The following is a 21,060-nucleotide window of genomic DNA, read 5'->3' on the forward strand; positions in this document are numbered from 1 at the left end:
AGGGGCTGGCCGCTGCCTCAGCGCGCGGGCGGCGGCGCCGTGCTTTCGCGCACGACCAGTTCGTGGGGGAGGGTGATCGACGCGAGACCCTCCGCCTTCTTGGAGAGGATCGCGAGCAGCATCTCGACCGCCTTGCGCCCGATCGTTTCCTTGGGCTGACTGATCGTGGTGAGCGCGGGATGGAAGGCGCGGGCGTAGCGTATGTCGTCGAAACCGACGACCGAAACGTCGCGTGGGCAATCGAGGCCGCGTTCGCGAAGCGCCGCGATCGCGCCGATCGCCATTTCGTCGCTGAAGCAGAAGATCGCGGTCGGCGCCGCCGCCTCGGCCATCAGTTCGTGCGTCAGCGCCTCGCCCGAATCGACCGAGAAATCGCCCGTCCGCACCAGTACCTCGTCCCACAGGCGCTGCCCCGCCGCGGCGCCCTGAACGCCGCTCAACCGGTCGCGGCTGATCGGGCTTAGCAGCGGGCCGGTGATGACGCCGATCCGCTGGTGCCCGAGGTCATAGAGGTGCTGCATCGCCTCCGCCGCCGCGACGGCATTGGCGATATGGACGCTCGAGACGTTGAGGCCGGGTTCGAACTCGCAGCCGTTGACGATCGGCGCCTTCTCGCCCTGCTTGGCCACCAGAGCGACCATCGTCGGCGCGAGCCGGTGGCCGAGGAAGATCATGCCGTCGGCCTCGCGGCGCGTCAGCATCGCGGCATAATATTCCTCGCGCTCGCTGTCGTGATGCGTGTCGCCGATCAGCAGCGAGTAACGCGCGGCGAGCGCGGCCTCCTCGGCGCCGCGGATCACCGCGGAGAAAAAGGGGTTGGAGATGTCGGGAACGGTCAGGATGATCCGCTGCGACCGGGTGGTGCGCAGGCTCTGCGCGGCATAGTTGGGCGTATAGCCGAGCGCCTTCGCCGCCTGCAGCACCTGGCTGCGCCGCGGTTCGCTGACCGCATCGGGGTTGCTTAGTGCGCGCGACACTGTGGCGGTCGAAACACCTGCCGCGCGTGCCACATCTGCAATTGTCGTCATTTGGAAACGTTCTCTCATCGTGAAAAGCGTTGGGAAGCTTAGTATTATTGGCCTTGCGATTCAACGCCACTGTGCATAATGTAATCCATTACATACGTAAATTGGGGAGGGGTTGGTGATCGGACCTTTTGATACGCGGCGGCGGCTTTTCGGCATATCTTTCGCCGCCATCACGGCGACATCCTTCTGCTTCGTGCTGCGTGCGATGGTCGTCGACGAATGGGGTGTGGCCTTTGGCCTGTCGGAAACCCAGAAGGGCGAATTGCTGGGTGTCGGCCTGTGGCCCTTCGCGATTACCATCGTGCTGCTCAGTCTCGTGATCGACCGGATCGGATTTCGCCGCGCCTTCGGTTTCGCGGCCGTCTGCCACATCGTCGGGCTCGGCATATTGGTGACCGCGGGCGGCTATTGGTCGCTCTATGCCGGCACCTTCATCATGGCGCTGGGGAACGGCGCGGTCGAGGCCGCCGCCAATCCGCTCGTCGCGACGCTCTACAGCGAGGACAAGCCGCGCTGGCTCAACCGGCTCCACGCCGCCTGGCCGCTGGGGCTGATGCTGGGCGGGGTGATCGCCATCGCCTTTGGCGCGCATGTCGACTGGCGCGCGAAGACCGCGATCATGGCGGTCCCCGTCCTTATCTATGCGATCGCGCTCTGGGGACAGCGTTTCCCCGTCAGCGAGCGCGTCGCGGCGGGCGTTTCCTATCGCGAGATGCTGAAGGAAGCGGGCTTCGTCAGCGCCTTCGTGATCCTGTCGCTGATGTGCGTCGAGATCGGGCGGGTCGCCGACCTGCCCGGGACGCTCGTCGTCTTCGCCGTCGCGGCGCTGACCGCGCTCTATGCCCTCTACGCCCGCTCGGCGGGGCATCCGCTCTATATTGTCCTCGTGCTCGTGATGATCCCGCTCGCGATCACCGAGCTCAGCACCGACAGCTGGATCGTCTCGCTGATGGAACCCGAACTGGCACGCTGGGGGATCGAGGCGGGCTGGGTACTCGTCTATACCGCCGCGATCGTTTTCGTGATCCGCCTGTTCGCGGGATCGATCGTGCGCGTCGCCACCCCGCTCGGAACGCTGGCAATCGCGTCGGCGCTCGCCGCGATCGGCCTGTTCTGGATGGCGGGATCGAGCGGCGCGGCGCTGCTCGCGGCGGCCACGCTCTATGGCATCGGCAAGAGCTTCTTCTGGGGCACCAGCCTTGCCGTCGCGTCGGAGCGTTTTCCCAAGGGCGGCGCGGTGACGGTGAACGTCATGGCGGGCGCGGGGATGCTCGCGGCCGGAATCGTCGGCGCGAGCCTGCTCGGCACGATCCAGGACCGTTCGACCGCGGCGGGGCTCGCCGCCTATGACCGGGCGCACGAAACGCGGCTCGCCGACACCCATTTGTCGGCGCCGAAGCAGGGTGTGTTCGGCTCGTACCGCGCGCTCGACGCGGCGTCGGTCGCACGAGCACCCGAAACCGAACGGCAGGCGATCGAGACGGTGGTCGTCGAGGGCAAGAAGGGGGCGCTGCGCGAAGTCGCGCTGCTGCCGATAATGATGCTCGCCATCTATCTCGCGCTGATCCTCTTCTTCCGGTCGCGCGGGGGCTATGCTCCCGTCACTCTGGCGGCGGCGCGGAGCGAGGCATGACCTTGCCCGCGCAGCCCCTCGCCATGGGGATGGTCGGCGGCGGCCCGGGCTCGTTCATCGGGCCGGTGCACCGCATGGCGGCCGAACTCGACGGCGCGATACGCCTGCGCGCGGGGGTGTTCAGCCGCGATCATGCGCGTTCGCTGACGGCGGCGGCGGGATATGGCATCGATTCCGATCGCGCCTATCCCGACGTCGCGGCCATGCTTGCCGCGGAGGCGCAGCGCCCCGACGGCATCGCCTTCGTTGCCATCACGACCCCCAATGACACGCATCTTCCGATCGCCGCCGCCGCGCTCGCGGCGGGCGTGCATGTGATCAGCGACAAGCCCGCGACCGCGACACTGGGCGAGGCGCTGGCGTTGCAGCGCCATGTCGCCGCGTCAAACGCGCTCTATGCTATGACCTACACCTACACCGGCTATCCGCTGGTTCGCGAGGCGCGCGAGCGCGCCGCGCGTGGCGACCTTGGGCGCATTCGCCGGGTCCATGTCGAATATCCGCAAGGCTGGCTGGCCGATCCGGTCGAGCATGGCGACAACAAACAGGCGGGCTGGCGCACCGATCCCGCCCGCACGGGCGTCGGCGGCTGCATTTCGGACATCGGTGTCCATGCCCTCAACCTTGCCGAATATGTATCGGGCGAGCGGATCGACCATCTGCTCGCCGATCTCGTCGCGGTTGTGCCGGGCCGCCGGATCGACGACGATGCGACGCTGCTGCTTCGCTTTGCCGGCGGCGCGCGGGGCTTTGTCGCGGCGACGCAGATCGCTGCGGGCGCGCGCAACGACCTGCGCCTCAGCATCTGGGGCGAGCGCGGCGGGTTGCAATGGTCGCACGCCGACAGCCAGAATCTCTATCTGCGCTGGCCCGACCGTCCCGACGAGATCGTCAGCGCCGGCGGGCCCTGGCTGGGTCCGCTTGCCACTGGCGCGACGCGGTTGCCGGCGGGTCATCCCGAAGGCTTCATCGAGGCGTTCGCGAACATCTACCGCGATTTCGCCGGCGCGATCCGCACCGCGACGCCGATCGCGCAAACGCCGCTTTGCGGGATCGAAGACGGCGTGCGCGGGCTGCGCTTCGTCGACGCCGCGCTCCGGTCTTCGGCACAAGGCGGCACATGGCAACCGGTCGAAGAAACCGGGCCGAATAACTGACCCTCCCCTCCGAAAGGATTTCCATGCGAACGATAAAAGGCCCCGCGATCTTTCTGGCACAGTTCGAGAGCGACGAGGCACCCTTTGACAGCCTCGCCGGAATGGCGGGCTGGGCGGCGGGGTTCGGCTACAAGGGGCTCCAGCTTCCTACCGGCGGACGGCTGGTGAACCTCGCGCTTGCAGCGGAGAGCCGCGACTATTGCGACGAGCTGGCCGGCACGCTCGCCGAACATGGCCTCGCGATCACTGAGCTGTCGACACACCTGCAAGGGCAGCTGATCGCGGTCGATCCGGCGCAGGACCGGCTGTTCGATGCCTTCGCGCCCGCGCATCTGCACGGCAAGCCCGAGGCGCGCCGGCAATGGGCGACCGAACAGCTGCTGCTCGCCGCGAAGGCGAGCCGCAATCTCGGGCTCGATACGCATGTCACCTTCTCGGGCGCGCTCGCGTGGGCGAATTTCTATCCCTGGCCGCAGCGTCCGGCGGGGATGATTGACGAGGCCTTCGCCGAACTCGCGCGCCGCTGGCGTCCGATCCTCGACGCCTTCGACGATGTCGGGGTCGATGTCGCCTATGAGATCCATCCGGGCGAGGATCTCCACGACGGCGCGACTTTCGAACGCTTCCTTGCCGCCGTCGACGATCACCCGCGTGCGAACATCCTCTATGACCCGAGCCACTTCCTGCTCCAGCAGCTCGACTATCTCGCCTTCATCGATCTCTATTACGAACGCATCAAGGCGTTCCATGTGAAGGACGCCGAGTTCCGGCCGAGCGGCCGGTCGGGGGTCTATGGCGGGTATCAGGACTGGATCGACCGCCCCGGACGCTTTCGGTCGCTCGGCGATGGCCAGATCGATTTCCGCACGATCTTCTCCAAGCTCGCGCAATATGATTTCCCGGGCTGGGCGGTGCTCGAATGGGAATGCTGCCTGAAGCATCCCGAGGACGGCGCGCGCGAGGGCGCCGGGTTCATCGCCGACCGCATCATCCGCGTGACCGACCGGGCGTTCGACGACTTTGCCGGAGGCGCGGACAGGGACTGAGCGACCGCAGGGCAGCTCGATCCTCAGAGGCAAAATGATAACGTTATCAAATAGGAAAATACAAGGATTGGAGGCAAATTTGTAATCGATTACTTGACTCTCAAATAAACCTGCGTTTTATGCTTGGAAAACGTGAACTGTAATCGAGTTCATAGATAAAACAGGAGGGAGAGAGCCAATGGCACATCGTCTGCGAATTCATCTTTGCGTCACCGTCGCACTCATCGCGTCACCCGCGCTCGCGCAAGGGCAGGAAACGCCGCAGGACGGCGACATCGTCGTGACGGCGACGCGCACCGAAACACTGGCCTCGAAAACGCCGATCGCTTTGACGGCGATCGGCGCGGAAGGGCTGCGCGACGCGGGCATTTCCAACCCGACGCAGCTCGCCGACGTGGTTCCCAACCTGTCGATCGACCGCGCCAACGGGCTTCAGATCACGATCCGCGGCGTGACCAGCACCGACGGTACGGAGAAGGGCGACCCCTCGGCCGCCTTCCTGCTCGACGGCGTCTATATCGCGCGGCCGCAGGCGCAGGAGGTCAGCTTCTTCGACATCGAGCGGGTCGAGGTGCTGCGCGGGCCGCAGGGAACGCTGTTCGGGCGCAACACGACCGCGGGGGCGGTGCAGGTGATTTCGGCGCGTCCTCTCGATCATTTTGCGGCGTCGTTCGACGCCGCCTACGGCAATTTCGACGCCATCCAGGCGACGGCGATGGTCAATGTGCCGGTCACCAGCGGTTTCGCGCTGCGCGGCGCGGTCAATTACGACCGCCGCGACAGTTTTGTGATCCAGTCGCCGACGTCGCCCTTCAAGCTCGACCCCGCCAAGAACAATTTGTCGGCCCGCCTGTCGGCGCTGCTCGAGCTCGGCCCCGACGTCAGCCTTCTCGTCAAGGGCGACTATAGCCGGATCAAGGGGCGTCCGGCGCACAGCGTCCGCCTGACCAATTTCTTCACGCGGCCCTTCACGCCGGGTGGGCAGCCGCAATATGTCGACCTCGGATCGACGCGTCAGCGGATGCGTCTGCACAATGACGGCACGCCGTCGTTTACCGACAATGATACGTGGGGCGTTTCGGCCGAGCTCAACTGGGCGTTCGGACCGGTGACGATGACCTATCTTGGCAGCTACCGCGAGCTGGAGCGTCACGAAGGCGGGCCGCAGGATTTCGGTTTGCCCACCGCCTTTGTCGGCGTGTTCGATGGCGAATATTGGCAGAATTCGCAGGAACTGCGCTTCGCCTTCGACAATGACGGCCCGCTCACCGGCCAGGTCGGCGGCTATTATTTCAAGGAAAAGTCAGGGATCGGGGCCTTCATCCTCAACCCGCCCTTCGTTCCCGGCGCGCTCGCCTATGGCTTTCCGCAGGATCCGACGATCGCCGAGTCCAAGGCGGTGTTCGGGCAGCTCAGCTATGAACTGGTTCCCGGGCTCAAGCTGACCGGTGGCGTCCGCTATTCGCACGACCTCAAGTCGCGCGTCGGGCAGACCGTGATTATCTTCCCGGCGCCGGTGGGGCAGATCCCGACGCAGCAGAACAATGCGCGCCGCACCTTCAGCAAGGTGACCTGGCGTGCCGGCGTCGACTATGATTTCGGCGATACATTGCTCTATGCGACCGTCTCGACCGGCTACAAGGCCGGCGGGTTCAACGATGGCTGCGAAGCGGGCACGGCCACGGGATGCGCGCTGCCGGCCGACATTCTCTATTACGACCCCGAAACGCTCACTGCCTATGAAGGCGGGATCAAAACGCGCTTTGCCGACGGTGCGGTGCGCCTCAACGCCTCGGTGTTTCACTATGACTATAAGGGGCTGCAGCTGAGCTTCCAGTCGAACAGCTGCGGCGGGCCATGCCAGATCACGACCAACGCCGGCGCGGCGAAGGTCGACGGGATCGAGGTCGAGGCCAGCCTGCACCCGCACCCGAACCATCGTTTCGATTTCGGCGTCAACTATCTCGACGCGCGCTACGATCGCTTCATCCCCCGGCCGGGGATCGATTTTGCCGGCCGCGATCTCGATCGCTCGCCGGCGCTCACCGCCTCGGCGGGCTATAATTTCACGCTCGAGCTGGGCAATGGCGGCCGCATCGAGGCGAATGCGCGCATCCGGCTCAGCGATTCCTATGTCCTGACCGACTATGCCGTTCCGGTGCAGTTCCGCCAGCCGAGCTTCCACAAGACCGATCTGGCGTTGACCTATACGGCGGCTGAGGATCGCTATTATGTCCAGCTCTATGCGAAAAATCTGGAGAATGTGATCACGCTGTCGAACCTGTCGGCGCAGAACGGCACCAGCGCGACCTTCGCCGATCCGCGAACCTATGGCGTTCGCGCCGGCTTCAAATTCTAGCGGCCGGAGCGGGCGTCAAACGACAGGGAGAACGGGCCATGAGGATATTCGCCGCCATTGCCTTGCTGGGAGCCGCCCTGCCGGCTGCTGCCCAGCAGGCGCCTGTCGTGCCGGTGACCGGCGGAAATGTCGCAGGCTCGGTCGAAGGGGATGTCGCGACCTTTCGCGGCATTCCTTTCGCGGCTCCGCCGGTCGGCGCACTCCGCTGGCGAGCGCCGCAGCCGGTCATTCCCTGGGCAGGCGTTCGCGATGCGACCGCCTTCGGGCACGACTGCATGCAGCTGCCGTTCCCGAGCGATGCCGCCCCCCTCGGCACGCCGCCCTCGGAAGACTGCCTGACCGTCAATGTCTGGGCGCCGGCCGACGCGAAGGGCAGGAAGCTGCCGGTCCTTTTCTGGATCTATGGCGGCGGGTTCGTGAATGGCGGATCTTCGCCAGCGGTTTATGACGGCGCCGCCCTCGCGCGCGCCGGAGTGATCTTCGTCAGCTTCAATTACCGGGTCGGCCGCTTCGGCTTCTTTGCGCATCCGGCGCTGCCGGCGGCCGGCGAAGGCCCCGCCGGCAATTGGGGGCTGATGGATCAACAGGCCGCGCTTCGCTGGACCCGCGACAATATCACAGCGTTCGGCGGCGATCCTGGCCGCGTCACGATCATGGGCGAATCGGCGGGCGGCATGTCGGTCCTGAACCTGCTGGGTTCGCCATCGGTCCGCGACCTGTTTCATGGCGCCATCATCATGTCGGGTGGCGGGCGGACCGCCGGCCTCCAGCGCGATGCGACGCGTGACCTGCCGGGCGCCCCGTCGGCCGAGGCGATCGGCCTGAATTTCGCGAAGAGCATCGGCATCGACGGCACCGACGCGGCGGCGCTCGCGCGGCTCCGCGCCCTGCCGGCGGAAAAAATCGTGTCGGGTCTCAATCTCGCGAGCCTCTTCGCGCCGCCCTCCGGCGCCCCGACCTGGTCGGGACCGTTCACCGACGGGCGGACGCAGACGGCAAGCGTCGAGGCGATGTTCGACCGCGGCCTTCAGGCGAAGGTGCCGGTGATGATCGGCGCAACAAGCGCCGATATCGGTTTCGTGGCCGCAAAGTCGAAAGAGGAGATATTTGCCGGTTTCGGCGCGAATGCCGCGAAGGCGCGGGCGATATATGATCCTGCGGGCGACGGCAGCTTTTTCGACGTGGCGCTCAAGGTCGGCGGCGACAGGTTCATGATCGAGCCGGCGCGCTATGTCGCCGGACGCGCCGCCGAGGCCGCGCAGCCCGCCTATCACTATCGCTTTTCCTATGTCGCCGAGTCGGCGCGCGCGGGGTCGAAGGGCGCGGCGCACGCGAGCGAGATCCCCTATTTTCTCGATACGGTCGCCACCAAATATGGCCCGGCGACGACCGCCGGGGACAGGGCGATCGCCCGGACCATCAGCGCCTATGTCGTCAACTTCGTGAAAACCGGAGATCCGAACGGGCCTGGCCTCGCCGCCTGGCCCCGCTTTCGTGGCGGCGAGGTGATGGACTTCGCCTCCGATGGCGCGGCGCGGTCTGGAAACGACCCGTGGTCGGACAGGCTCGATCTTGTCGGTCCCGATGGACCCGGCGACAAATGATGAGGCCCTATCCTTGGCCTAACATTCTCCGCTTGCGCGATCCCTGGTCGCCTGAATTTCGAATGAGCTGTTGCCCAGGGCAAGCTCGTCGCCGCAATGGCTGCACGCAACGACCATCTTGAGATCATTGCCGCACGGGGTGTGGGTCAAAAGGACCGGCGGCCCGCGCTCGTCGGAAAACCAGCGGTCGCCCCATTGCAGGAGCGCGAGGATCACGGGGTAGAGGTCGCGGCCCTTTTCGGTGAGACGGTAGTCAAAGCGATCCGCGTGCGCCGAATAGGGCGCGGCGTACAAAATGCCCTGCTTGACGAGGCGGTCCAGGCGGCCGGTCAGGATGTTTGTGGCCATCAGCGTATCGCGCTGAATCTCGTCGAAGCGATTGATGCGGGTGAACATCGCGCGGACGACCAAGGTCGCCCAGCGGTCGCCGAACAATTCGATCATCGTGTCGACCAGGGGCCGGCCGCCCGGTCGGCGACTGCCGACATCGCCGCAAAAGCGGCGGCGTTCATAGGCGGGGGTGACCTGGACCAGGCCCGGCCCCTCGCGCCATGCGACGTCGCGCGGGTCGATTTCGGCGCGGCAGCAATGACAGACCGGGACCGGTTCGGTCGCACTGCCACAGGTGGCATGATAGAGCCGAACCTGGAAATCGCGGCTCGCCGCTTCCCATTTATGCTGCCAACGCAGCATCATCAGTGCGTTGGGAAACTGGTCGCGCCCCTTTGGCGTGAGCATATAATGGTAACCGCGTCCGCCCTTTTTGGGCTGCTTGGCCAGGCAATCTTCCTCGACCAGCTTTTTGAGGCGGCCGTTGACGACCGAGCGGGCAAGCCCCGTGCGCGCGACGAATTCGTCAAAGCCATGCACACCCAGAAACGCCTGTTCCATGATAAGCAGGACGGGAACGTCGCCGACCACCTCCAGCGCGCGCCAGATCGAACAGGCCCTGATCGTGCGGTCGTGTTTCAAGCCAAAGCCATCCCTTGCGTCGCCATGCCCCTAAACCAGGACGGGTGCATCGACAAGGCGTGCGCCGGGAGGGGGAGGGCGGAGCCTCCGCCCTCCCGCCCGCCATCAGAAGCGCCCGGTCAGCTGCACCGCGATCGTGCGCGGCCGGTCGACGATGCCATTATAGGCGTTGCCAGCGCCGCGCGTGATCGTCGTCGCCAGCGGCATCGCGCTTCCGGTCTGCAGGATGCGCTGGTTGGTGAGGTTGCGCCCGATCAGCGCCACTTCCCAGCGATCGTCGACCTGCGCCAGCGCGAGCCGTGCACCGAGCTTCACATACCCATCCTGATGGGTGCGCGGATCGAGGTTCGCCGCGGCAATATAGGAGGAGGAGAAGTCGGCGTTGACGTTGAATGCGACCTTGATGTCGCTCGTCACCGGCGTCGTATAGTCGACGTTCAAATTGCCCGACCATTTGGGGCTGAGCGCGTTGCGCTTGCCCGAATAGTCGCAGAAGCCGTTCGGCCCCGGCGCCTGCAAATAGAAGCACTGACCGTCGGTGAAGTTGGTGAATTTGAAGTCGAGGTAGGCGACCGCGCCGCTGATCGTCAGCCCGTCGGCGATCGCGGCGCGAAAATCGGCCTCGACCCCCTGTGTCGTCGCGGCGGCGGCGTTGCGGACGTTGAAATTGAGCGTGCCGTCGAAGATGTTGACCTGCAGATCCTTGTATTTGGTGCGATAGAGCGACAGGTTGAAGGCGATATTGCGCCCCTTGTATTTCAGCCCCGCCTCGAAATTGTCGGCGCTCTCATCCTCGAACATGAAGGCACCAGGTTTCGCCACCGTCGTCGAAGTCGGCAGCGAGTTCGAACGAATGTCGAAGCCGCCCGCTTTCGTGCCGCGGGCAAAGGACGCATAGAGCATCAAATCATCGGTGGCGTCATACTGGACGTTGACCATCGGGTTGAAGCTGTCCTCGCTCAATTTGCCCGAGACGCTGTGCGCCTCGATATTGAGCGCGCGGAACACCGCGGTGACGACCGGCAACGGCGCGGTGCTGAGCGGCCCCTTGACGATGGCGAGCGTGCGGCGGCCGCTCTTCTTCTCATGGTTGAAGCGTGCGCCGGCGGTGATGCGAAGCTGGTCGGTCACCGATAGTTCGCCCTGCGCAAAGGCAGAGATCAGGTCCGATTTCTGCGCATAGTCGCGGTCGTTGCGCGTGTCGCCGAGCGCGCTGAACGGCGCGCCGAGCGCGAGGAAGGTCGGGTTGAACCGCGTGAAGTCCTGCACGTCGAGCTTCGCATGCTGGTAATAGACGCCGCCGATATAGTTGAACGTCTCGCCGCCGGGGGAGGCCAGGCGGAGTTCCTGCGAATATTGGCGATAATCCTCGCGCAGGTTCGTGCCGTCGAGGAAGCTGATCCCCGAAAAATCGACGTCGACGATCTCGCGTGTCTTGTAGTCGAGCAGCGAACTGATCGAGGTCAGCGTATGTTCGCCGATTTCGAGGTCGGCGTTCAGTGTCGCGCCGAACACCTTGTTGCGGCTTTCATAGCCATTGTCCTCGCGGACATAATCGGGGTTCGTGCTGACGAAGAACGGCCCCTGGAAGACGGTATTGTAGTTGCCGACCGCGCCGAACACGTCGCGCGGCTGTCCCTTCGCCTCGAAGTCGGCATATTCGAGCTTGAGTTCGGCGGCGAACGGCCCGCCCTTGTCGAACTCGATCTTGCCGCGAACATATTTCTCGTCAACGCTCGGCTCGTCGCGGTCCAGCTTCTGGTTATAGAAATAGCCGTCCATGGTCCGATAATAACCGACGACGCGCGCCTCGACGCCGTCGCTCAGCGGACCGGAGAGTACGCCGTTGAGCTGGAATTCCTTGTGGTTGAATTCATAGAGGCCGGTCACCGAGCCTTCGAATTCGTCGGTCGGACTGCGCGTCGTGATGTTCACCGCGCCGGCGATCGCATTCTTGCCGAACAGGGTCGGCTGCGGCCCGCGCAGCACCTCGACGCGCTCCATGTCGATCAGCGGCAGGCGCGAGAGCTGGTCGCGGCCGTAATAGACGCCGTCGACGAACATCGCGACCGACTGTTCGAAGCCCTTGTTGTCGCCCGAGGCGATGCCGCGAATCGCGATGCGGTTGGCGATCGCGGTCTGGGTGATCTTCAGATTCGGGACCGATGACGAAATCTGTTCGAGGTTGGTCTGGCCATAGCTTTCGACCTGCTTTCCGCTGACCGCCGAGATCGAGATCGGCACGTCGGACAGGCCTTCGGCGCGCTTTTGCGCGGTAACGATGATTTCCTCGAGCCCGCCCTGATCCTCGGTGGATTCGGAGGCAGGCGCCGCGTCTTGAGCGAAAGCGATGCCAGGGCTGGCGAGTGCCGATGCGGTAAGCAGCGCGACAAAATAGCTCTTCATAGGGTCCTCCCACGCACCATCGTCTTGGCGACCACCGCCGCGATGTTTTTCTTGCCTTGCGACTCATAAGGGCTTTAAGTATCACTATGCAAGTCAGATAATTTGAGAGAGGATTGACCTTGCCGGGACACGGCCTTCCACCAGCGCTAACGCGCAATTTGCGCCTGCCCGCGATCGCGGCGCCGATGTTCCTCGTGTCGAGCCCCGAGATGGTGATCGCGGCCTCGCGCGCGGGCGTGATCGGCAGTTTCCCCGCGCCCAATGCGCGCACCTCCGCCGACCTTGAGGATTGGGTGAGCCGGATCGATGCGGCGCTGTCGAACGATCCCGAGGCGGCGGCGTGGGCGGTGAACCTGGTCGTCCATCCGTCGAACAGCCGGTTGCCCGACGATCTCGCCTGCGTCGTGCGGCACAAGGTGCCGCTCGTCATCACCGCGCTGGGCAGCCCGGCGCGGGTGGTCGAGGAAATCCATTCCTATGGCGGGCTCGTCTTCGCTGACGTTAATTCGGTGGGCTTTGCGCGCAAGGCGGCGGCCGCGGGTGTCGACGGGCTGGTGCTCGTCGCAGCGGGCGCGGGCGGGCACACCGGCGCGACCGCCGGCTTCGCCTTCGTCGAGGAGGTTCGGCAATTCTGGGACGGGCCGCTCGTGCTTGGCGGAGCGATCTCGACGGGGCATGCGGTCCGTGCCGCCGAAATATTGGGCGCCGATTTCGCCTATCTCGGCACCTCGCTGATCGCCTGTGCCGAGAGCATGGCGGTGCCGGGGTATAAGGATATGGTCGTCGCCGCCGGCGCCGAGGACATTATTCCTTCAAAGGGTATCACCGGTGTGACCGCCAACTGGCTGAAATCGAGCCTGATCGCCGCGGGTTATGACCCCGCGAACATGCCCGAGGACAAGCGTCCCAACTTCTCCGACGCGCAGGACGATGCCAAGGCGTGGAAGAATGTCTGGTCCGCCGGGCAAGGTGTCGGCGCGGTGCGCGGTGTCGAACCCGTCGCGACTATCGTCGATCGCCTCGTTTCCGAATATGATGCCGCCGCCGCAAGGCCGCGATTTGCCCCCGCCGAAGGAGTCATCGCATGACCGCCCAGCTTGTCGAGACGATCGCATCGACGATCCAGCCGAACGACCACCCTTATATGAAGGGCGCGTGGCGGCCGACCTACAATGAATGGAACGCGATCTTTGCCAATGGCGATGCCGAGGTGATCGGCAATATCCCGACCGACATCGACGGCGTTTACGTGCGCACCGGCGAAAACCAGATTCACGAGCCGATCGGCCGCTATCACCCCTTCGACGGCGACGGCTTCATCCATTCGATCTCGTTCAAGGACGGGCGCGCAAGCTATCGCAGCCGCTTCGTGCGCACCAAGGGGTTCGAGGCGGAGAAGGAAGCCGGCCGCTCGCTGTGGGCGGGGCTGATGGAGCCGCCGCACAAATCGACGCGCCACGGCTGGGGCGCGCAGGAGTGGCTCAAGGATTCATCGTCGACCGACGTCGCGATCCACGCGGGCCGGATCATCTCGACCTTCTACCAGTGCGGCGAAGCCTATCGGCTCGACCCGTTCACGCTCGAACAGTTCGGCACCGAAAGCTGGGTGCCGCTCGACGGCATTTCGGCGCATTGCAAGGTCGACCTCGCGACCGGGGAGCTGATGTTCTTCAACTATTCGAAGCACGCGCCCTTCATGCATTATGGCGTCGTCGGCGCGGACAACAGGCTCAAACATTATATCCCGATCCCGCTCGCCGGGCCGCGCCTGCCGCACGACATGGCGTTCACCAAGAATTACACGATCCTCAACGACATGCCGCTCTACTGGAACGAGGAACTGCTCGAGCGGAATCTGCACGTCGTCCAGTTCCACCCCGACGAAAAGACGCGCTTTGCGATCATCCCGCGGCACGGGCAGCCCGAGGATATTCGCTGGTTTACGGCCGAGCCGACCTACACCCTCCACTGGCTCAACGCATGGGAGGAAGGGGACGAGATCATCCTCGACGGCTATTATCAGGAAGAGCCGATGCCCAAATCCTATCCGAACGCGCCCGAGGGGCTCGAGCGGATGATGGCGTATCTCGACCAGGGGCTGCTCAAGCCGCGCCTCCACCGCTGGCGCTTCAATTTGAAGACCGGCGAGACAGTCGAGGAGCGGCTCGACGACCGCGACCTCGAATTCGGGATGTTCAACCACCGCTATGCGGGCAAGCCCTATCGCTACGCCTATAGCGCGATCCCCGAGCCGGGCTGGTTCCTGTTCCGCGGGCTGGTGAAGCACGACCTCAACGCCCGCACGAGCGAATCCTATGAATTCGGCCCCGGCCGCTTCGGCAGCGAGGCCCCCTTCGCGCCGCGGATCGATGCGAAGGACGAGGACGACGGCTATCTCGTCTCCTTCATCGCCGACCTTGAGACCGACAAATCCGAATGCGTGCTGATCGACGCCAAGAATGTCGCGGCGGGGCCGGTGTGCCGGATCATCCTGCCCGAGCGCATCTGTTCGGGAACGCACACCGTCTGGGCGTCCGGCGACGATATCGGCATGGGCGACAACAGCGTGCTGGCCGCCTGACATGATCGCCGCGGGAGAGGATAAACGGCGACAGCATCGCGAAAGCGGCTGGTGGGGCGACAAGAGTTTCGCCGACCTGTTTTTCGCCAACGCGGTGGCGCATCCCGATCGGCTGGCGCTGGTCGATGCACCCAATCGCGGCGACTTTGCCTTCGGCGAACCGCAACGTCTGACCTATGCTGAACTCGAGGCCGAAATTGACCGGCTGGCTGGCGCTCTGGTCGTCGCAGGGATCGGCAAGGATGACGTGCTGCTCGTCCAATTGCCCAACATCAGCGAGTTCGTTGCGCTCTATTTCGCCGCCGCACAGATCGGCGCGATCGTCAGCCCGGCGGCGGTGCAGTATCGCAGCCACGAGCTGAAAGCCATGATCGGCGTCGTCGAACCCAAGGCGTTCGTCTGTGCGACGCAGGTCAAGGGCTGCGACCATGTCGGCGTCGCGGCACCGCTACTCGACGGCATCCGGCTGATGACTTTCGGCCCGAACCCGCCGGTGGATGCGCTCGACCTCTCGGTCGCCAGGGGAGACGAAGCGAGCCTCGCGGCGCATGTCGCGGCGAACCCGGTCGACGCCGACGACATCTTCACCATCTGCTGGACGTCGGGCACCACCGGCGTCCCGAAGGGCGTGCCGCGCAGTCACAATCACTGGATCGCGGTCGCGGGGGCGGGCTATGAGGCGATGAAGGTCGGGCCGGGCGACGTGCTGCTCAACCCCTTCCCGCTGATCAATATGGCGAGCATCGGCGGCATCACCATGTGCTGGCTGACGAGCGCGGGGACGATGGTGCTTCATCATCCCTTCGACCCCGGCGTCTACCTCAAGCAGATCGCGACCGAGCGGCCGAGCCTGACGATCGCGCCGCCCGCGGTGCTCAACATGCTGCTGCAGAATGAGGCCTTGCTTGCGTCGGTCGACTTGTCGAGCCTGCGCGTCATCGCCTCGGGCTCGGCGCCGCTCGCGCCCGCGATGGTGCGCGGCTTTCAGGAAAAGCTCGGGATCATCATCGTCAACGTCTTCGGGTCGAACGAGGGGATGAGCTTCATCACCGGCGAGGGCGACATGCCCGATCCCGACAAGCGCGCGAGCCTGTTCCCGCGCCGCGGCCGATACGTCCCGCCCTATGGCGAGGGGCGGGCGTATAATATCGAGAGCCGGCTGGTGCCGCCAAATGGGGGCGATCCGATCGAGGAAGATGGCGTATCCGGCGAACTCCAGATCCGCGGCCCGACCTTGTTCGAGGGCTATCACAACGCCCCCGAACGCACCGCCGATGCTTTCACCGGCGACGGCTGGTTCCGCACCGGCGACCTGTTCGAGATTGCCGAAGGCGGCGATTTCTATCGCTTCGTCGGGCGCTGCAAGGATCTCATCATCCGTGGCGGGGTCAACATCTCGCCCGAGGAAATCGACCAGCTGCTCGGCGGCCATCCTTTGCTCGCCGAAGCCTGCACCTTCTCGCTCCCCGACCCGGTGATGGGCGAGCGCATCGGCCTCGCCTATGTTCCGCGCGGGCCGGGCGATGTCGGGATGAGCGAGGTCGCCGACTATCTCCGCGAAAAGGATCTCGCGGTCTTCAAGCTGCCCGAGCGACTGTTCCGCTTCGACGCGCTGCCGCGCAACGTCACCAACAAGGTGATGCGTAGCGACGTGCGCGAAATGGCGCTCGCCACTCTCGAAAAGGAGGCCTGACATGGCCAAGGACGTCTTCATCCTGGGCGGCGCCCAGACCGACTTTGCGCGCAACCTCGAGCGCGAAGGCGGCGGATTGTTCGAGCTGTTCCGCGAGGTCGCCGAGGCCGCCTTCGTCGCGACGGGCATCGAGCCGAAAGAGGTCGAAACCGCGCATGTCGGCAATTTCGTCGGCGAGCTGTTCGCGGGCCAAGGCCAGCTCGGCGGCTTCTTCGGCCATGTCCATCCCGATCTCGCGGGCATTCCCGCCTCGCGGCATGAGGCCGCCTGCGCGTCGGGCAGCATCGCGATCCTCGCCGCCGCGGCGGAGATCGAGGCCGAGCGCTACGGCCTCGCGCTCGTGCTCGGCATCGAGCTGATGCGCAACGTCCCCGGCCAGCGCGCCGCCGAATATCTTGGTGCCGCGGCCTGGGCAGGGCGTGAAGCGCAGGAGGCGCGCTACGTCTGGCCGTATATGTTCGCGCGCGTCGCCGAGGAATATGACGAACGCTTCGGGCTCGACCACGCCCATCTGCGTGGCATTTCGGCGAATAATTTCGCCAATGCGAAGAAGAACCCGAACTCGCAGACGCGCGGCTGGGCGGTCACTGACGATCATCTCGGCGAGAATGACGAGGTCAATCCGCTAATCGAGGGAAGCCTGCGCAAATCCGACTGCGGCCAGGTCACCGACGGCGCCGCGGCGATCTTCCTCGCCTCGCACGCGGTTGCCGAAGCCTATGCGAAGCGGCGCGGCATTTCTGTCGACGCGATCCCGCGCATCAAGGGCTGGGGCCATTCGACCGCGCCTTTGCTTTACTCGACCAAGGTCGCGGGAAGCCGCGGTGCGCCCTATGTCTTCCCGAGCGTGCGCAAGGCGATGATGGATGCGCTGCGCCGCGCCGAAATGCCCGACGTCTATGCGTGCGACGGGGTCGAGGTGCACGACTGTTTCTCGATCACCGAATATATGGCGATCGACCATTTCGGCATCACGCCGCCGGGCGAAAGCTGGCGCGCGGTCGAGGATGGGACGATTGCGCTCGGCGGGAAGCTGCCGGTCAATCCGTCGGGCGGGCTGATTGGCCTTGGCCATCCGGTCGGTGCAACGGGGGTTCGGATGCTGCTCGACAGCTGGCGCCAGGTCACCGGCAACGCCGGCGATTATCAGGTCGAGGGTGCGCGCAATTTCGCGACCTTCAACGTCGGCGGCAGCGCAACGACCGCGGTCAGCTTCGTCGTCGGCGTCTGATTCTTGACCAACGTCTATCTCTATGACGCGGTGCGGACACCGCGCGGCAAGGCGCGGCCCGATGGCGGTCTCGCCGCGCTGACCCCGCAGGAACTCGTGCGCCAGCAGGCGGCGGCGCTCGCGGCGCGCTGCGGCAATGTCGCGGCCAATCCCGATGCGCTGCTCCTCGGCTGCGTCACGCAAAGCGGCGCGCAGGGCGGGCATATCGCGCTGGTGTCAAAGCTCCATGCGGGCCTGCCCGACACGACGGCGGCGCACAGCATCAACAATTATTGCGCATCGGGGCTATCGGCGATCGGTCAAGCGGTCGCAAAGGTCGCGAGCGGCGAAGCCGCGTGCATCCTCGCGGGCGGGATCGAATCGATGAGCCGGAGCCCGTTTCTGGGCGACCGCGCGGCCTATTATGACGACGATAGCCTGCCGGCCCGCGCACGCTTTGTCCCGCCGGTGCTCGCCGCCGACCGGCTCGCGAACGCCGAAGGCATCACCCGCGCCGAGCTCGACGCGGTTGCTCTCGCCTCGCAGCAAAAGGCGGCGGCAGCGGATGCCGACCCGCGCTTGCAGCATTCGCGCATCGCGACCGGCGCACTGACCGGCGAGGAATGCATCCGGCCGCAGACGACGGCCGAATCGCTCGCCGCCGCGCCGCCTGCCTTCGGCGACCTGCAGCCGCAATATGCCGGCGCGCTCGACGGCGCGACCTTCGAGCCGCTCCACAGCATCGCCCACGCCCCGCCGATCTGCGACGGCGCGGGCCTCGCGCTCGTTGGCGCCGAAGGGCTCGGCCCCGCCCCGCGCGCGCGCGTGATCGCCTTTGCCGAAAGCGGCGGCGATCCGGCCGCCTCGCTGACCGCTGGCTTCGCCGCGATGGACAAGGTGCTCGCGCGCGCCGGCCTTGGTCTCGCGGATCTCGACCGGATCGAATTCATGGAGGCCTTTGCCGTCACCATCGCCAAATTCCTCCGCGACCGCGACGCCGATCCGTCGTGCGTCAATGTCGGCGGCGGGCACCTGGCGAAGGGTCATCCGATGGGCGCCAGCGGCGCGATTCTGACGTCGACGCTGCTCGACGCCCTTGATGCCTGGAACGGGCGTTATGGAATGGTCGTCTTGACGGGGGCTATGGGCGTGGGGGCCGCCATGATCGTGCAACGGCTCGGTGGCGCCCAATTGCGTCAGTGAGGCTGTCGGAAGTGCAGGGCATATCAATGGCCTCCGCGAAGGAAACTATGGCAAAAAATCCTAATCGCGTGCGTATCGTCATGATGTCTTACCAAGATCATTCTGCCGAAAACCGTGTCAATAATTCAGGGGCCGGCGCGATATTCACAGGACTGCCCCGAATGATCCGCCGAAACGAGCTCAAGCTCATCGTCCCTTGGCTGACAGCACCATTTTTGAGATGGAAAGACGAGGCGAGTTTCCGCGTCGATTCAATCTCACGCCGCGATGTGTGGTGTGGGATTTGGAGTAGGTTGAGGCTTGGATCGCTGATCGTCGCCAAAGCAGTCTGGAAGATCGCGCGAAGGTGACGCCAGCGCCCAAAATCCGTCAACGCAGAACTGCGCCCGTCAAACCGACAGAGTGAACGGGTCACGTCAGCTTTGTCAGTGATTGCTGCTACTTAGGGTCATCTGAAATAAAATAGTCGCGCAATCGAAGTGCTCCTACCGATTGTAGTCGATTGATATCGATTGATACCGTCACTCCCACTCGATCGTGCCCGGCGGTTTCGACGTATAGTCGTACACCACGCGGTTGATGCCCTGTACCTCGTTGATGATGCGCGTCGCGCAGCGGCTGAGGAAGCTTGCGTCGAATGGATAGATGTCCGCCGTCATGCCGTCGGTCGAGGTTACGGCGCGCAGCGCGCAGACATGATCGTAGGTGCGGCCGTCGCCCATCACGCCGACGGTCTTGACGGGCAGCAGCACCGCGAACGCCTGCCAGATCGCATCATAGAGCCCCGCGTTGCGGATTTCCTCGAGATAGACCGCATCGGCCTTGCGCAATATGTCGCAGCGTTCCTTCGACACTTCGCCGGGGATGCGGATCGCGAGGCCGGGGCCGGGGAAGGGGTGGCGGCCGACGAAAATGTCAGGAAGGCCAAGTTCCTTGCCGAGCAGGCGCACCTCGTCCTTGAACAATTCGCGCAGCGGTTCGACGAGCTTCATGTTCATGCGCTCGGGCAGGCCGCCGACATTGTGGTGGCTCTTGATCGTCACGCTCGGCCCGCCGGTGAACGAGACGCTTTCGATGACGTCGGGATAGAGCGTGCCCTGCGCGAGGAAGTCGGCGCCGCCGATCTTCTTCGCTTCTTCCTCGAACACGTTGATGAACTCGGCGCCGATGAACTTGCGCTTCTTCTCGGGGTCGGTGACGCCCGCGAGGCCGCTCATAAAGCGTTCCTCGGCATCCACGACGACGAGGGGGATGTTGTAATGGTCGCGGAACAGGCGCTCGACCTGTTCGCGCTCGTTCATGCGCAGCAGGCCATGATCGACGAAGACGCAGGTCAGCTGCTCGCCGATTGCTTCGTGGATCAGCACCGCGGCGACCGCGCTGTCGACCCCGCCCGACAGGCCGCACAGCACGCGCTGGTCGCCGACCTGCGAGCGAATTTCGGCGATCTTGGTGGCGCGGAATTCGGCCATCGTCCATTCGCCGCTGCAGCCGCAGACGTGGCGGACGAAATTGGCGATCAGCTTGGCGCCGTCGGGGGTGTGGACGACCTCGGGGTGGAACTGCGTGCCGTAATAGCGGCGCTCGTCGTCGGCGATCAGCGCGAAGGGCGCGCCGTCGCTGATCGCGACGATGCGGAAGCCGGGGGCGAATTGGGTCACGCGGTCGCCGTGGCTCATCCACACCTGGTGGCGCTCGCCGACTTCCCACAGGCCGTCGAACAGCACGCACGGCTCGGTGACGGTCAGGAAGGCGCGGCCGAATTCGCCGTCGCGTTCGCCATCGGCGCCGCCGGGTTCGACCTGTCCGCCGAGCTGCTGGCTCATCACCTGCTGGCCGTAACAAATGCCGAGGATGGGGAGGCCGCTATCGAAGATCGATTGCGGCGCGCGCGGGCTGCCGGCCGCGGGGACCGAGGCGGGCGAGCCCGACAGGATCACGCCCTTTGGCTTCATCCGTTCGAGCGCCGCTTCGGCGGCGCTGAACGGGACGATCTCGCTATAGACGCCGGCCTCGCGGACGCGGCGGGCGATGAGCTGGGTCACCTGGCTGCCGAAATCGACGATCAGGATGGATTCGGGCGGAGCGGAAGAGTCTGGAGTCGGCATGGGTGGCCGATAAGGGCGAAGGCTCATGCTGTCCAGCGGTCGATATGGACGGCCTATCGA

Annotated in this window: 15 protein-coding genes; 11 read left to right on the forward strand and 4 right to left on the reverse strand. The window is 65.1% G+C overall.

Features of this window, described 5'->3' with window-relative positions; genetic code table 11:
* Positions 1-17 precede the first annotated feature (17 nt).
* Positions 18-1,028, reverse strand: coding sequence for a LacI family DNA-binding transcriptional regulator (locus ACTJI5_RS19365; protein WP_440861457.1), 1,011 nt, complete (start codon positions 1,026-1,028; stop codon positions 18-20).
* Between the two features lie 115 nt (positions 1,029-1,143).
* On the opposite strand from ACTJI5_RS19365, the gene ACTJI5_RS19370 reads away from it, so the two are divergent.
* From ACTJI5_RS19370 to ACTJI5_RS19390, 5 genes are all read left to right on the forward strand, one after another.
* Positions 1,144-2,661, forward strand: coding sequence for an MFS transporter (locus tag ACTJI5_RS19370; RefSeq protein WP_197411382.1), 1,518 nt, complete (start codon positions 1,144-1,146; stop codon positions 2,659-2,661).
* The gene (locus ACTJI5_RS19375; RefSeq protein WP_440861458.1) at positions 2,658-3,818 is read left to right on the forward strand and encodes a Gfo/Idh/MocA family protein; all 1,161 of its coding nucleotides are present in this window, start codon (positions 2,658-2,660) and stop codon (positions 3,816-3,818) included. Before ACTJI5_RS19370 ends, ACTJI5_RS19375 begins: the two co-directional genes overlap by 4 nt.
* A gap of 23 nt (positions 3,819-3,841) precedes the next feature.
* Complete coding sequence (locus ACTJI5_RS19380) at positions 3,842-4,864, forward strand: sugar phosphate isomerase/epimerase family protein (RefSeq protein WP_440861459.1); 1,023 nt, start codon at positions 3,842-3,844, stop codon at positions 4,862-4,864.
* A 178-nt stretch (positions 4,865-5,042) separates the two neighbouring features.
* Positions 5,043-7,223 carry a TonB-dependent receptor gene (locus ACTJI5_RS19385; RefSeq protein ID WP_440861460.1) on the forward strand — a complete coding sequence of 727 codons (2,181 nt, stop codon included), beginning with the start codon at positions 5,043-5,045 and terminating at the stop codon, positions 7,221-7,223.
* A 38-nt stretch (positions 7,224-7,261) separates the two neighbouring features.
* A complete protein-coding gene (locus tag ACTJI5_RS19390) occupies positions 7,262-8,827 on the forward strand; it encodes a carboxylesterase/lipase family protein (protein ID WP_440861461.1) in 1,566 nt (521 codons plus the stop codon).
* Positions 8,828-8,845: 18 nt separating this feature from the next.
* Here ACTJI5_RS19390 and ACTJI5_RS19395 read toward each other — a convergent pair whose 3' ends face one another.
* Both ACTJI5_RS19395 and ACTJI5_RS19400 read right to left on the reverse strand, forming a co-directional pair.
* Positions 8,846-9,799 (reverse strand): winged helix-turn-helix transcriptional regulator, encoded by a 954-nt coding sequence (locus tag ACTJI5_RS19395; protein WP_440861462.1) that lies wholly within the window; start codon positions 9,797-9,799, stop codon positions 8,846-8,848.
* A 105-nt stretch (positions 9,800-9,904) separates the two neighbouring features.
* Positions 9,905-12,205: a TonB-dependent receptor gene (locus ACTJI5_RS19400; protein ID WP_058536636.1), complete on the reverse strand. Its 2,301-nt coding sequence runs from the start codon at positions 12,203-12,205 to the stop codon at positions 9,905-9,907.
* Positions 12,206-12,324: 119 nt separating this feature from the next.
* On the opposite strand from ACTJI5_RS19400, the gene ACTJI5_RS19405 reads away from it, so the two are divergent.
* The 6 genes from ACTJI5_RS19405 to ACTJI5_RS19430 are packed head-to-tail and all read left to right on the forward strand — an operon-like array spanning position 12,325 to position 19,242.
* Positions 12,325-13,293: an NAD(P)H-dependent flavin oxidoreductase gene (locus tag ACTJI5_RS19405; RefSeq protein ID WP_439512895.1), complete on the forward strand. Its 969-nt coding sequence runs from the start codon at positions 12,325-12,327 to the stop codon at positions 13,291-13,293.
* Positions 13,290-14,786, forward strand: a complete 1,497-nt coding sequence (locus ACTJI5_RS19410) for a carotenoid oxygenase family protein (protein ID WP_440861463.1) — start codon at positions 13,290-13,292, stop codon at positions 14,784-14,786. The genes ACTJI5_RS19405 and ACTJI5_RS19410 overlap by 4 nt, the downstream gene beginning before the upstream one ends.
* A gap of 1 nt (position 14,787) precedes the next feature.
* The gene (locus ACTJI5_RS19415; RefSeq protein ID WP_440861464.1) at positions 14,788-16,479 is read left to right on the forward strand and encodes a class I adenylate-forming enzyme family protein; all 1,692 of its coding nucleotides are present in this window, start codon (positions 14,788-14,790) and stop codon (positions 16,477-16,479) included.
* A 1-nt stretch (position 16,480) separates the two neighbouring features.
* Positions 16,481-17,710 (forward strand): acetyl-CoA acetyltransferase, encoded by a 1,230-nt coding sequence (locus tag ACTJI5_RS19420; protein ID WP_440861465.1) that lies wholly within the window; start codon positions 16,481-16,483, stop codon positions 17,708-17,710.
* A 3-nt stretch (positions 17,711-17,713) separates the two neighbouring features.
* Positions 17,714-18,892 (forward strand): acetyl-CoA C-acyltransferase, encoded by a 1,179-nt coding sequence (locus ACTJI5_RS19425; protein ID WP_440861466.1) that lies wholly within the window; start codon positions 17,714-17,716, stop codon positions 18,890-18,892.
* A gap of 47 nt (positions 18,893-18,939) precedes the next feature.
* Positions 18,940-19,242, forward strand: coding sequence for a hypothetical protein (locus tag ACTJI5_RS19430; protein ID WP_440861467.1), 303 nt, complete (start codon positions 18,940-18,942; stop codon positions 19,240-19,242).
* Positions 19,243-19,413: 171 nt separating this feature from the next.
* On the opposite strand, the gene guaA is transcribed toward ACTJI5_RS19430, so the two are convergent.
* The gene (guaA, locus tag ACTJI5_RS19435) at positions 19,414-21,000 is read right to left on the reverse strand and encodes a glutamine-hydrolyzing GMP synthase (protein ID WP_440861468.1); all 1,587 of its coding nucleotides are present in this window, start codon (positions 20,998-21,000) and stop codon (positions 19,414-19,416) included.
* Positions 21,001-21,060: the final 60 nt, after the last annotated feature.

The sequence above is a fragment of the Sphingopyxis sp. 22461 genome, assembly GCF_052044915.1.
GTDB lineage: Bacteria > Pseudomonadota > Alphaproteobacteria > Sphingomonadales > Sphingomonadaceae > Sphingopyxis.